The sequence below is a fragment of the Neisseria sp. P0008.S010 genome (assembly GCF_051962715.1).
Lineage (GTDB): Bacteria > Pseudomonadota > Gammaproteobacteria > Burkholderiales > Neisseriaceae > Neisseria > Neisseria elongata.
Genome location: NZ_JBQCVA010000002.1, coordinates 118502 through 131167, shown reverse-complemented (window position 1 = coordinate 131167; position 12666 = coordinate 118502). Strand labels below are relative to the sequence as shown.

Sequence of the window (12666 nt, the reverse complement as noted above, 5' to 3'; positions counted from 1 at the left end):
CCGAACGACGAGAACCTGCTGTATGTGGATGAGGACGGACAACGGCATTACCGCCGCTACCGCACCACGGTCTACAATATCGAGGTCGAGGATTACCATACCTACTGTGTCGATTATCCGGGCATCCTGGTGCACAACCAGAATTGCGGCGCAGAGCGGCGCAGCCGGGTGGACAGCCCGGTAATCCGCGACAGCGGGCAACCATAACGCCATTGTTTGCAACAAAGGCCGTCTGAAACGTTCAGACGGCCTGATAAGCGAAAAAAGGAACGGATGTACGGATTGGGCGGGTTTCGGCCGATAAATCCCGATAGGTGCTGAAAAGGCGGCTGAAGTCCGCCCTTATTTGCCGATAGGGAAGGTGTAGGATTGCATTGTTGCAGGGGAGGCCGTCTGAAAAACCGGAAAACGGGTTTTCAGACGGCCTCTTGCAATGCGGACAGGGTGGGCAGCAGGAGGTTTTCGACGAGCAGCCAAAACAGTTCGCTTTCTATCGGCGGTGTTTCGTCTTTGCCGAAGATGAGGGCGACTTCGGCGTAGTCGGCTTGGCCGACGTTCATTTTGCCGCCGAAGTAGTGGGTTGCGGCGGCTTTTCGGGCGGCCTGCAGCTTTTCGTCTTCGCTTTTTTTGCTTTCGGACAGCAGGGTTTGCGCGGCGGCGAGGCTGGTTTTGGGGAAGAAGGGCAGCGGGCGGGTTTGGCCGATGAGGTAGTAGGCCAGCCAGCCGTTGAGGATTTCTGCGGCTTGGCCGGCGGGAACGGGAGGCAGGGTGAGGATTTCGTCGGGCAGCACCCAGCGGCTGGAGAGGTCGCCGCTGCCTGCGGGGCGGACGGTGTTGTAAATCAGGTGTTGCAGGTAGAGGCCGATTTTTTCGGGGGCGTTGGGCCGGTGGTCGAGGAAGTGGATTTGGCCGTGCAGGTGCAGCGCAGTCAGGCTGCCGTTCAGGGTGAGGCCGTCTGAAAGGTATTCGTAGGGGGCGGCGGGCAGTTTCGGGCTGTCGAGGATTTCTTGTTCCAGCGATTTGGCGGCGGTTTCGAAGTTGGTGCGCCAGAGTGTGCCGAGTTGGCCGGCGGGCAGCATGGATTGTGCGGTCAGTTCGGCGGCGGTGTCGGCGAAGTCGCGGTGTTCGCGCCGGGCCTGCAGGTAGGCGGCGGCGATTTCGCGGCTTTTGGGCGGGGCGAAGGGTTCGCCCGCGCTATCCGCTTCTTCGAGGTAGGGGGGCTGCCAGTCGAGTGTGTGCCGCAGCCAGTGTTTGACCGGGTTTTTCCAGAAGGCAGCCAGTTCGTTTTGGCTGACGGACAACGGCGGTTCGCCTTTTTCTAATGGGCTGGTGTAGAAGGGCGGGCGTTTTTCAGACGGCCTGTTGAGTGCGTCGGCGTAGTCTTGGCGGCTGCTGCTCAGGCTGCCGCCGTCGAAGTAGCGGGTGGAGAAGGCTTGCAGGGGATGTTGTTCGATTTGGTCTGCGTAGAGTTCGGCGGTGCTTTTGCCGGTCATGTCGGCGATGCAATCGGCCAATTCGTTCAGCAGGGCGGAGGGGGCAAGGGCTTCGTTGGTACGGATGCTGCGGCCGACGTAGGAGAGGTAGAGGTGTTCGCGCGCGCTGATGAGGGATTCGAGGAAGAGGTAGCGGTCGTCGTCGCGGCGGGCGCGGTCGCCTTTTTTCGGGTGGCGGGCGATGAGGTCGAAGGCGGCGGCGCGGGTGTTGCGGGGGAACAGGCCGTCGTTGAGGCCGAGCAGGCAGATGGTTTTGAAGGGCAGGGAGCGCATGGGCACCATGCTGCAGAAGGTGATGCCGCCGCGCAAAAAGCCGGTTTCGCTTTGGCTGCCGAGGAAGCGGGCGAGGTGGAGGTTGATGACGGAATAGGGCAGTTTGCCGCCGAATCCGGCCAGTTCGGCTTCCTGATGCCAGCGGGTGAGTACCTGTTCGAGCTGCCGTAGGGATTGGCCGTCGTCTTCCGTGGGGGTGAAGAGTTCGCCGGCAAGCTTGCGGACGCGTTCCGTCCAGCCGCCGATGTTTTCGGGCTGCATCCATATCTGCCGCCAATGGGCGAGGCGACGGATGAAGGCGGCGAAGCGGCTGAGGACGGCGGTGTGGCCGGGGTCGGTGTGCCACGGGCTGATGCCTTGCCACAGGCCGCCGCTGTCGGGCAGCAGCCAGCCGAGGGCGAGCCGGTCGAGCCCTTGCTGCCAGGTGAACAGGGGGTCTGTGCCGTCGCGCATTTCCGCGTCCAGCCCCCAGTGGATGTTGAGGCTTGCGACGGTGTCGTGCAGCAGGGGAAGGTCTTCGCGGGTCAGTCCGAAACGGGCGAGGACGGGTTCGCTGTCGAGCAGGGCGGTTACTTTGTCGGCTTCGAAGCGGCTGTCGAACAGTTCCAGCACTTGTTCCAGCGTGTGGAGTAGGGGACGGCGGCGGCTGAGTTTGACGTCGGATACTGAATAAGGCAGCGGCCGTCCGCTTTGTTCGCCGAAGACGGCTTCAATAAAGGGGACGTAGGGTTCGATATCGGGCGTGAGGACGGCGATGTCGTGGGGTTGCAGGTCGGGACGGCGGTCGAACTGTTGGAGCAGGTGTTCTTTGAGGATTTGCAGTTCGCGCAGCGGGCTGTGGGCGCAGACAATGCGGATGCTGTCGTCGAGAGCGGCCGTGCCGTCGGGCAGGGAGAGGGTTTGGATGTCGTACTGCAGGCGGTGGAGGAGGCCGTCTGAAAGCGGTTCGTCGGCGTACACCTGCAGGTCGGTATGCAGTTCGCTTTCGGTTAGGGCGTTGAAGAAGTCCCGCCCCTGTTTGCCCAGCGAGGCGAGCAGGGGGTGGCCGGTTTGGCTCAAATCGGTGTCGTCGGGGTTTTGCAGCATTTGCGCCGGTTCGATGATGTTGCCCCAGTATTCGGCTGCCGGATTGAGGGCGAAGATGTGTACTTCGCTGTGCTGGGCAACGGCCTGCAACAGTTGCAGGTACATGGGGGCGAGTGTGGCGATGCCGAATACGAACAACCGCTCGGGCAGCTTGGCTCCGGGCGCGGAGAGTGCGTCGAGCAGTTTGTGCCACAGGGCGACGCGGTGCGGTGCGATTTGCCTGCCGTCGTCGAGGAAACGCCACAGTTCGGCCTGCCAGATTTCGTCTTCGCCCAGGCCGATCAGGCGGCCGTTTTGCCAGGCATCGATCCAGTCGGGGCGGTAAACCAGATATTGGTCGAAAATATCGGCAAGCTGTCCGGCGAGCTGGTAGGCGGCGACGCTGCCGCCGGAGAGGTAGGCCGACAACGCCTGTCGCGCGGTGGAGTATTCGGGGGCGGAAAGGCCGTCTGAAAAAAACAGTTCCAACAGCCGCCAGCGCATCACTTCGGTGTTGAACGGGCTGAGTTCGGGAATGCCCGGCAGCAGTTCGCGCATCAGCCGCCAGTTGAAGCCGGCCGGCAGCGAGAAGCGGAGGTTGGCCGCGATGCCGCCGCTTTTGGCCAGCGCGTGTTCGATAAAGCGGCGCATGCCTTGGCTTTGCACCAGGATTTCCTCTTCCTGCAACGGGTCGGACAGCGGGCTGCTTTCCTGTATTTTCCACAATAGTTCGGCAAGGTCTTCGAGGCGGTTGGATTGGTAGAGGTGGAGCATGGCGGTTCCGGTTTCAGTGGCGGGAAGGGGATGGCGTAGGGGTATATCAGGCAGGGCGGAGGCCGTCTGAAAAACGGTTTTCCCGTTATGTGCGGCTTCAGGTATTTTCAGACGGCCCTTCATCCGCCGCGGTACGGGCGGAATGACCGGCCAATATTTGCAATAAGTCTTCGGATTCCCAGTCGGTTTTCGGTTCGGGCAACAAATCCCACGCCTGCCAATAAAGGTCGAGTGCTTCGGCGTATTGCCCGTCGTCCACCAACGTGTCGCCTTGTTCGCAAAGCCGGCAAATGGTGTCGTAGGTTTAGTTGTTTAATTCGCCCATGGTTTATGTCCAATCGTAAGTAAATAGAACAAGTCTGCTGATTGGCTCATACAGCATGACAATATTGTCTGCGCCATGAGAGTAGGCATAACCGCAAGCTGAGGCGATATGGTAAAAACGATTGCCATTGTGGGTAATGGTGACGTTCCCGTCTTCATCTTGCGTCATTTTGTAAGCAGACGGGATGTTGTCTGAGGTTGACCAGTTGCTACCTTCAATGTGTTCTCCACCTAAGCTGTTCAGAAATAATCCGTCATACTCGCTGTAATAGGGCTCTCCGCCGTAATACCCTGTTTTTTCCTGAAATGCTTTTTTATGTTCGGCATAGTTTTTCAGGTTTTCGGCAAAATATTTTTCCAAATACGGATCGGTCTGCAAATGTTTGTTGGCCGGGCTACGGAGAAAATAACGCTCGTCACCCAAGAATTCGTAACGGTTGTCTTCGTTCAAGCGGAACGAAAGCCAGTTAATCCCGATAAATTCATTATGGGCGAACTGCGTCAGCTCGCCGATTAAGCCGTCATCCGGTTCCTGTGGATTGATCAAATGCAGCGTTATGCCTTTCCATTCGGGATTGATTTCCACTAAGTCGATACTGATACAAGGCAGAAAATGTTCTTTCAACCATGGCTGCTTGTCGGAAAATACAGTTTCGGCTTCGGGAAATGCATGTAGGTTTTCATTTAGTTCGTTAATAATTTCGCGATAATTCATGTTGTAGCCTTTATTGGTGGGATTAGTTCATGGTAGCTGTAAACAACCGTTCTTGCGCGGACAGCCGCAGAATAGATTGAATGGCTTGTTGAGGGTATACCATCAATGGTTTCCTTTTTATAAATAGCGGATGAAATTTGAATCCGAGGTTCAGGTCGTCTGAAAAACGTGTCAGACAGTCTACATCGTAACTAACCGTTTTCCCTGCGGTGGTTTTCAATCCCTTGCGCCACGGTGGCTAAAAAATCCAGATATTTCGGGTCTTCGTCCAGTCACGTTTCGTCGTCCAAACCCATGTAGGTACGCATCAACTCGTCAGCGGCGCGTTCCATATTGCCCGTCGTCCGCCGGCGCGTCGCCTTGTTCGCAAAGCCGGCAAATGGTGTCGTAGGTTTGGTCAGTCAATTCACTCATGGCTTATTTACTATTGCGGTAAACCCGCTTTCAGACGGCCTGTATGATTAAGCGTGTTGAAAGCGGGTGTACTTCGGTTTATGTCCGATTGTAAGTAAATAGGGCAAGCCGGCAGGCAGGCTAGTGCGGCATGACAATTTTGGCTGTACCAAGGGAATCGGTATAACTGCAAGCCGAAGCGAGTATTACAACGCTCTGACGTCCACAAAATGCCCGGCCACCGCCGCTGCCGCCGCCATCGCTGGGCTGACGAGGTGGGTGCGGCCGCCGTTGCCCTGCCGTCCTTCAAAATTGCGGTTGGACGTGGAGGCGCAGCGTTCTTGCGGCGCGAGGCGGTCGGCGTTCATGGCCAGACACATGGAGCAGCCCGGTTCGCGCCATTCGAAGCCTGCGTCGGTGAAGATTTTGTCCAAGCCTTCTTTTTCCGCCTGTTCTTTCACCAAGCCGGAGCCGGGAACGACCAGCACGCGGTTCACGTTGCCGGCCTTTTTGCGGCCTTTGGCCACGGCGGCGGCTTCGCGCAAATCTTCGATGCGGCTGTTGGTACACGAGCCGATGAACACCACGTCCACGGGGATTTCGTTCAGCGGCGTGCCAGCGGCCAAGCCCATGTATTCCAAGGCGCGTTCCATGCCCGCGCGTTTCACCGCGTCGGCTTCGTCGGCGGGGTTCGGCACTTTGCCGTCCACGCCCAGCACCATTTCGGGCGACGTGCCCCACGTTACCTGCGGCTCGATGTCTTCAGCGCGGAATCTGTACGTTTTGTCGAATTTCGCGCCGTCGTCGGACACCAGCGTGCGCCAGTAGGCCACGGCTTTGTCCCAATCCGCGCCTTTGGGGGCAAATTTGCGGCCTTGAATGTAGTTGATTGTGGTGTCGTCCACGGCCACCAAGCCGCTGCGCGCGCCGGCTTCAATCGCCATGTTGCACAGGGTCATGCGGCCTTCCATGGAGAGGCTGCGGATGGCTTCGCCGCCGAATTCGATGGCATAGCCCGTGCCGCCTGCCGTGCCGATTTGGCCGATGATATACAGCGCGATGTCTTTGGCGGTTACACCCGGTTTCAGACGGCCTGAAACTTCAATCAGCATGGATTTGGACTTTTTGGCGGTGATGCACTGGGTGGCCATGGTGTGTTCCACTTCGCTGGTGCCGATGCCGTGTGCCAGCGCGCCGAACGCGCCGTGGGTGCTGGTGTGCGAATCGCCGCAGACGACGGTCATGCCGGGCAGCGTCGCGCCCTGTTCGGGGCCCATCACATGCACGATGCCTTGGCCTTTGTCTTTAAACGGGAAATAGGCCAGCGCGCCGAATTCTTTGATGTTTTTGTCCAAAGTGTCCACTTGCAGCTTGGAAATCGGGTCTTTGATGCCTTCGTCCCAATGGTCGGTGGGGGTGTTGTGGTCGGCAGTGGAGACCACACTGTCGATGCGCCACAGTTTCCGGCCGGCCATTTTCAGGCCTTCAAACGCCTGCGGGCTGGTCACTTCATGCACCAGATGGCGGTCGATATACAGCAGCACCGTGCCGTCTTCTTCTTCGCGGACGATGTGGCTGTTCCAGAGTTTGTCGTAGAGGGTTTGCGGTTTCATGTTTTTATTTTGAATATCAAAAAAAGAAGGCACGATAGTAGCTTCAACGCGGCGGCGGCGCAAGGATAATGTCTAAAAAATTTAAATAGGGCGGATATTTTTAAGCTTGATATTAAAATTTTAGACTTTATGTCTAATAAAATGTAATGAACAGACTTGTGCAGGCCGTCTGAAACGGTTTATGATGCAGCCTTTCAAATGATTCATATGGATTGAATATTATGCCCCTACCCGTTATGAACGCATCCTACCTGCCGCAGTTGCAGGCATTCGAACGGCAAATTTTATCGAACCAAACCAAAATAGAGGCGTGGTTCCGCAGCAAATGGAAGGAGCACAAGCCTCCGTTTTACGGTTCGGTGGACATCCGCAACGCGGGCTACAAAATGGCTTCCATCGACATGAATCTGTTCCCCGGCGGTTTCAACAACCTGAATCCGAATTTCATCCAATTGGCCTCCCATGCCGCGCTCGACGCGGTGGAGCGTGCCTGCCCGCAGGCCAAATCGGTGTTGATCGTGCCGGAAAACCATACCCGCAACACCTTCTACCTGCAAAACGTTTATGCCCTGTCCAATATCTTGCGCAACGCGGGTTTCGAAGTACGGTTGGGCAGCATCAACCCCGAAATCACCGAACTGGTGGAACTGGAAACCGCCTTGGGCGACACGGTCACACTCGAACCGCTGCAACGCACCCGCGGGCGCGTGCATCTGGCAGACGGCTTCTCGCCCTGCCTGATACTGCTTAACAACGACTTGTCGGCGGGCGTACCCGATATTCTCAAAGACATCAGCCAAACCGTGCTGCCGCCTCTGCACGGCGGCTGGACGACAAGGCGAAAAACCACCCACTTTTCCGCCTACAACGACGTAGCCGCCGAATTTGCCGCCCTGGTCGGCATGGACGAATGGCAGATCAATCCGTATTTCGAACAGATTTCCGGCCTGAATTTTCAAGAGCGAGAAGGTGAAGATGCGCTGGCCGACGCGGTGGAGCGGATGTTGGCGAAAATACAGGCCAAATATGATGAAAAAGGCATTACCGACCAGCCCTTCGTCATCGTCAAAGCCGACGCGGGCACTTACGGTATGGGCGTGATGAGTGTGAAATCTGCCGACGAAGTACGCGGCCTGAACCGCAAAAACCGCAACAAAATGGCGAAAATCAAAGAAGGCCTGGAAGTGAGCGAAGTCATTGTGCAGGAAGGCATCTATACTTACGAAACCCTGCACGGTGCGGTATCCGAGCCTGTGGTTTATATGATGGATCGCTTTGTTGTCGGCGGATTCTTCCGCGTGCACGAAGGGCGCGGCGCGGACGAAAACCTGAACGCCACCGGCATGTCGTTCGTACAGCTCAACCATGCCATTCCCGTGGCCGAAAGCGACCAAAACGACGAATGCGGCCACCGCGTATTCGAGCAATGGCAGGAATTGGGCGTGCCGCAAACCAAGGCCGACGACCCCGATTGCGGTTGCAACCGCCTGTACGTTTACGGCGTGATGGCGCGCTTGTCGCTCTTGGCAGCGGCAGTGGAGTTGGAGCGCACAGTCTGATTTGGGCTTCAGCCCTTATATGGAATCAGGCCGTCTGAAGGTGTAAACTGCCTTCAGACGGCCTTTTTGATATTGCCCAATCCGTTCGATCTGCTTTGCCGCCAATAGAGTGGATGGATTTAGAGTCGGTGTAGCTTTGATTTGCCTGTCGTTGTGTTTTGACGGTATGAGGCCGTCTGAAAACAAAGAAACCGTATGTTTGATTTGAAAGAAAGGATAATATGGATACCCAGTCCATACAAAATCAATTCAACGCCGTATCCGCACAATACGATGGTCAACGCCGAGCCCTGATACCCTGTTTCGACCTGTTTTACCAAACCGCCGCCGACTTGGCCGCAGGTGTGCCGAATGTGCGCCGCGTACTTGATTTGGGTGCGGGTACGGGTTTGATGAGTGCATTTATACACGCACGTTGTCCTGACGCCGAATATACTTTGGTTGATATTTCCATGCAGATGCTTGCTCAAGCCCGGCAGCGTTTCCAAGGCCTGCCGAATTTCCGTTATATGGCGCAGGATTTGGCGCGGTTGGACGAAGCTGCAGGCTTGCCGGAGGGTGATTTCGACCTGATTGTGTCCGGCTTGGCCATCCATCATTTAGAAAACGGGCAGAAACAATCGCTGTTTCATCAAGTTGCCCGCCTGCTTGTGCCAAACGGCCGTTTTATCAACGCCGACCAAGTGTTGGGCGAAACCGCAGCCGCCGAACGCATCTATACCGAAGCATGGCGGCAGCATGTTATGCACAACATCGCGCTGACCGAAGCCGAGAAAAATGCCGCATTCGAACGCATCAAACTCGACCGCATGGCTACGTTATCCGACCAGTTCCAATGGCTGCGCGAAGCCGGGCTTCAGGCCGATTTGTATTTCCAACATTATAATTTTGTTGTTTTCGCCGCTGCCAAACCGTCAGAATGCGGGAGATAATCCGATGAACGACGCCCTTATCCAAACTTTCGCCTTGACCTTCGGCTTCCCCTACACGCAAACGCGGCAAGAATTGCCGCCGTTGGAAGGCGGGCGGCATCTGCATTTGGGCGCGTTGGACGGGTTTTACCGCAATATGGACGGCGCGTGGCGGAGTGAAAACCCGCTTGCTGATTATCGGCTGGAAATGGAAACCCTGTTTTTGCAATGGTTGCCTTATTCAAGGCTGCCGGATATTTGGAACGATTGGGCGTTTGGCTGGGACAGAAAAGCCAAACAATATCTGCCGATAGAAGGCTGGCGCGAAGAATGGGCAGTGTTTGGCGTAATGTTTGACGATTCGATTCTTTTTGCCGATACCGTCGCACTCGACAGCCCTGTTTATTGGCTGATGACCGGTTACGGCACGGTGGAGAAACGCCGCCTTGTCGCGCCGTCTGTAGCTGCCCTGATGCAGACTTTATTGGCAATTTATGATTTTGAACAGAAATGGCAGGCAGAGGGCAGAGCGGTTTATGATGAAGAAGGCTGTTGTACGGCTGCAGAATTGAGTGCGGAATTGCACGATTTGCTGTACCGGGAACTGCCGCCTGAATGTGCGGCAGGGTTTGAAGAAGCGTTTTGGGGATGATGTTGGCTTGAGGTCGTCTGAAAAAACGAATAGCAGATTAAGGAAATTCTGATGAACACCGTTTCCATCCAAAACCTTTCCCACCGCTACGGCAAGACCCTTGCGCTTGACGATGTGTCGCTGGACATCCCGAAAGGCGCGACGGTCGGTTTGATCGGGCCGGACGGCGTGGGCAAATCGACGCTGCTCTCGCTGATGGCGGGAGTGAAGGTGATTCAGGACGGGCGGGTGGAAGTGTTGGGCGGCGATATGGCGGACAAGGATGTGCGGCGGGATTTGTCGCACCGCATCGCCTTTATGCCGCAGGGTTTGGGGCGCAACCTGTATCCTACCTTGTCGGTGTATGAGAATATCGATTTCCACGCGCGGCTGTTTGGTTTGGACAGGCAGGAGCGTACGCGGCAGATTGCGCGGCTGATGGAGGCGACCCGCCTTGCGCCGTTTGCAGACCGAGCGGCGGGCAAACTCTCGGGCGGGATGAAGCAGAAGCTGAGTTTGTGCTGCGCGCTGGTGCACAGCCCGGATTTGCTGATTCTGGACGAACCGACCACGGGCGTGGACCCTTTGTCGCGCCGCCAGTTTTGGGCGTTGGTGGACGATTTGCGGCGGGAACACGCGGGCATGACCGTGATTGTGGCAACCGCCTATATTGAAGAAGCGCAGCGTTTCGAGCGGCTGCTGGCGATGGACGCGGGCAGGCTGCTGGAAAACAAACCCACCGCCGACGTATTGGCGGATTACGGCACCGACGTGTTGGAAGAGGCCTACGTCAAAATGCTGCCGCCGGAGAAACAGCAGGGGTCGGGCGGTTTGGACATTACGCCGTTCGTCCCCGACCCCGATGCGCCGCCCGCGATGGAAGCGCACGGGCTGACCAAGCGTTTCGGCGATTTTACCGCCGTGGACCATGTCAGTTTCACCATTCAAAAAGGCGAGATTTTCGGCTTTCTCGGCAGCAACGGCTGTGGCAAGTCCACCACCATGAAAATGCTGACCGGCCTGTTGGAAGCGACAGAAGGCGCCGCCACGCTGTTGGGCAAGCCGATAGACGCGGGCGGCTTGGATACGAAAATGCGTGTCGGCTATATGTCGCAGGCGTTTTCGCTGTATGAAGAACTGAGCGTGCGCCGCAATTTGGATTTGCACGCCAGACTCTACCAGATGGGTGCTGAAGGCGCGGCGGCGGTGGAAGAAGCCCTGCAACAGTTTGATTTGGCGGACGTTGCCGACACCGCGCCCGCATCGCTGCCGCTGGGCATCCGCCAACGCCTGCAACTTGCCGCCGCCTGCCTGCACCACCCCGAAGTATTGATTTTGGACGAACCGACTTCGGGGGTCGATCCCGCCGCGCGCGATATGTTCTGGCGGCATCTTCTGAAACTCTCCCGCGAAGACAAAATCACCATTTTCGTTTCCACCCACTTTATGAACGAAGCCGCCCGCTGCGACCGCATTTCCTTTATGCACAAAGGCCGTGTGCTGGCGGTGGGTACGCCCGCCGAACTGGCGGCAAGGCAGAATGCGCCGGATTTGGAAGAAGCGTTTGTGCAGTATCTGATTGAAGCGGAAGGCGGGGAAGGTGAGGAAAGCGGTGAAAGGCCGTCTGAAAACGAACGTAGTGAGTTTCGCCAAAACGAGCAAAGCGGGTTTCGCCAAAACGCGGAATCCGATGACGGGCATTCCGAATTTTCAGACGGCCTTCAAGAAAAAAACGCAACATCGTCTGAAACCCCCGACACCCAAACCTTCAAATACCGTTTTTCCATGATTTGGACTTTCGCCCGCCGCGAAGCTAAAGAACTCCTGCGCGACAAAATCCGCCTGTTTTTCGCCGTGTTCGGCCCGCTGATTATCATGGCGTCGGTATCGTGGGGGATTTCGTTTGACGTGCGGAATCTGAAATTCGCCGTTTACGACCGCGACCAAACCGCCGCCAGCCGCGAGCTGGTCGAATATTTCGACGGTTCGCGCTACTTCCTCCAACAGCCGCCGATACAGTCCGAAGCTGAAATCGACACTGTGCTCAAAAGCTCCGGCGCCATATTGGTCATCGATATTCCGAGCGGTTTCGGGCGCGATTTGGCGCGCGGGCTCAAACCCGAAGTCGGTTTTTATGTGGACGGCTCCATGCCGTTTAACGCCACCAACATCCGCGGCTACATCGGCAGCCTGATCACCGCCTACACCAAAGACCGCATCGCCGAAAGCGGGTTGCCCGTTTCGCTCAAAGCCCCCGCCGGCATCGAACCGCGCTTTATGTACAATCAGGATTTCGACAGCATCAACGCCATCGCCCCGGGCGTGATGATGCTGGTGTTGATGATGATCCCCGCCATGATGTCGGCAGTCGGCGTGGTGCGCGAACGCGAAATCGGTTCCATCGCCAATTTCTACGCATCGCCCGCCGCCGTGGCGCAATATCTGATCGGCAAACAGCTTCCCTATATCGCCGTCGGCATGGTCAATTTCGCCGCCATGATGCTGATGATTATTTACCTGTTCGGCGTGCCGCTCAAAGGCTCGTTTGCCGGACTCGCCGTCGGCACGCTCTTGATGGTGTCCGCCAGCACCGCGCTGGGGCTGCTGATTTCCTGCTTCGTGCGCTCCCAGCTTGCCGCCATCTTCGCCACCGCCATCATCACCATGATCCCCGCGCAAACCTATTCCGGCTTTCTCTACCCGCTGTCCACCATGGAAGGCGGCGCGCTGATTATCGGCAAAACCTTCCCGTCGTCGTGGTACTACACCGTCAGCGTCGGCAGCTTCACCAAAGGGCTGCACACCGCCGACCTGCTGCATGAATACGCCGCCATCGCCGCCTTTGCCGCCACCAGCCTGATTCTGGCGTGTTTGTTGTTGAAGAAGCAGGAGAAGTAGAAAAAGGTCGTCTGAAA

8 protein-coding genes and 1 pseudogene are annotated in these 12666 nt (G+C 57.0%); 5 read left to right on the top strand and 4 right to left on the bottom strand.

Annotated elements, in window-relative coordinates; translation table 11 throughout:
• A pseudogene (locus tag ACTHSL_RS01490) lies at positions 1-207 on the top strand (hypothetical protein); the annotation flags it as partial.
• Positions 208-416: 209 nt separating this feature from the next.
• On the opposite strand, the gene recC reads toward ACTHSL_RS01490, so the two are convergent.
• The 4 genes from recC to leuC all read right to left on the bottom strand — a co-directional run bounded on the left by recC (position 417) and on the right by leuC (position 6650).
• Positions 417-3605 (bottom strand): exodeoxyribonuclease V subunit gamma, encoded by a 3189-nt coding sequence (recC, locus tag ACTHSL_RS01485; protein ID WP_440380075.1) that lies wholly within the window; start codon positions 3603-3605, stop codon positions 417-419.
• A gap of 97 nt (positions 3606-3702) precedes the next feature.
• Positions 3703-3864, bottom strand: a complete 162-nt coding sequence (locus ACTHSL_RS01480; RefSeq protein ID WP_440380067.1) for a hypothetical protein — start codon at positions 3862-3864, stop codon at positions 3703-3705.
• 69 nt (positions 3865-3933) lie between these two features.
• A complete protein-coding gene (locus ACTHSL_RS01475) occupies positions 3934-4644 on the bottom strand; it encodes a hypothetical protein (RefSeq protein WP_440380066.1) in 711 nt (236 codons plus the stop codon).
• Between the two features lie 599 nt (positions 4645-5243).
• Positions 5244-6650, bottom strand: coding sequence for a 3-isopropylmalate dehydratase large subunit (gene leuC / locus ACTHSL_RS01470; protein WP_114921963.1), 1407 nt, complete (start codon positions 6648-6650; stop codon positions 5244-5246).
• Positions 6651-6871: 221 nt separating this feature from the next.
• Here leuC and gshA point away from each other — a divergent pair, with 221 nt between their 5' ends.
• From gshA to rbbA, 4 genes are all read left to right on the top strand, one after another.
• A complete protein-coding gene (gene gshA / locus ACTHSL_RS01465; RefSeq protein ID WP_440380065.1) occupies positions 6872-8209 on the top strand; it encodes a glutamate--cysteine ligase in 1338 nt (445 codons plus the stop codon).
• Positions 8210-8430: 221 nt separating this feature from the next.
• On the top strand, positions 8431-9141 hold the full coding sequence (locus ACTHSL_RS01460) for a class I SAM-dependent methyltransferase (protein ID WP_440380064.1): 711 nt from the start codon (positions 8431-8433) through the stop codon (positions 9139-9141).
• 4 nt (positions 9142-9145) lie between these two features.
• On the top strand, positions 9146-9772 hold the full coding sequence (locus tag ACTHSL_RS01455) for a hypothetical protein (protein WP_440380063.1): 627 nt from the start codon (positions 9146-9148) through the stop codon (positions 9770-9772).
• Between the two features lie 51 nt (positions 9773-9823).
• The gene (gene rbbA, locus ACTHSL_RS01450) at positions 9824-12649 is read left to right on the top strand and encodes a ribosome-associated ATPase/putative transporter RbbA (protein WP_440380062.1); all 2826 of its coding nucleotides are present in this window, start codon (positions 9824-9826) and stop codon (positions 12647-12649) included.
• Positions 12650-12666: the final 17 nt, after the last annotated feature.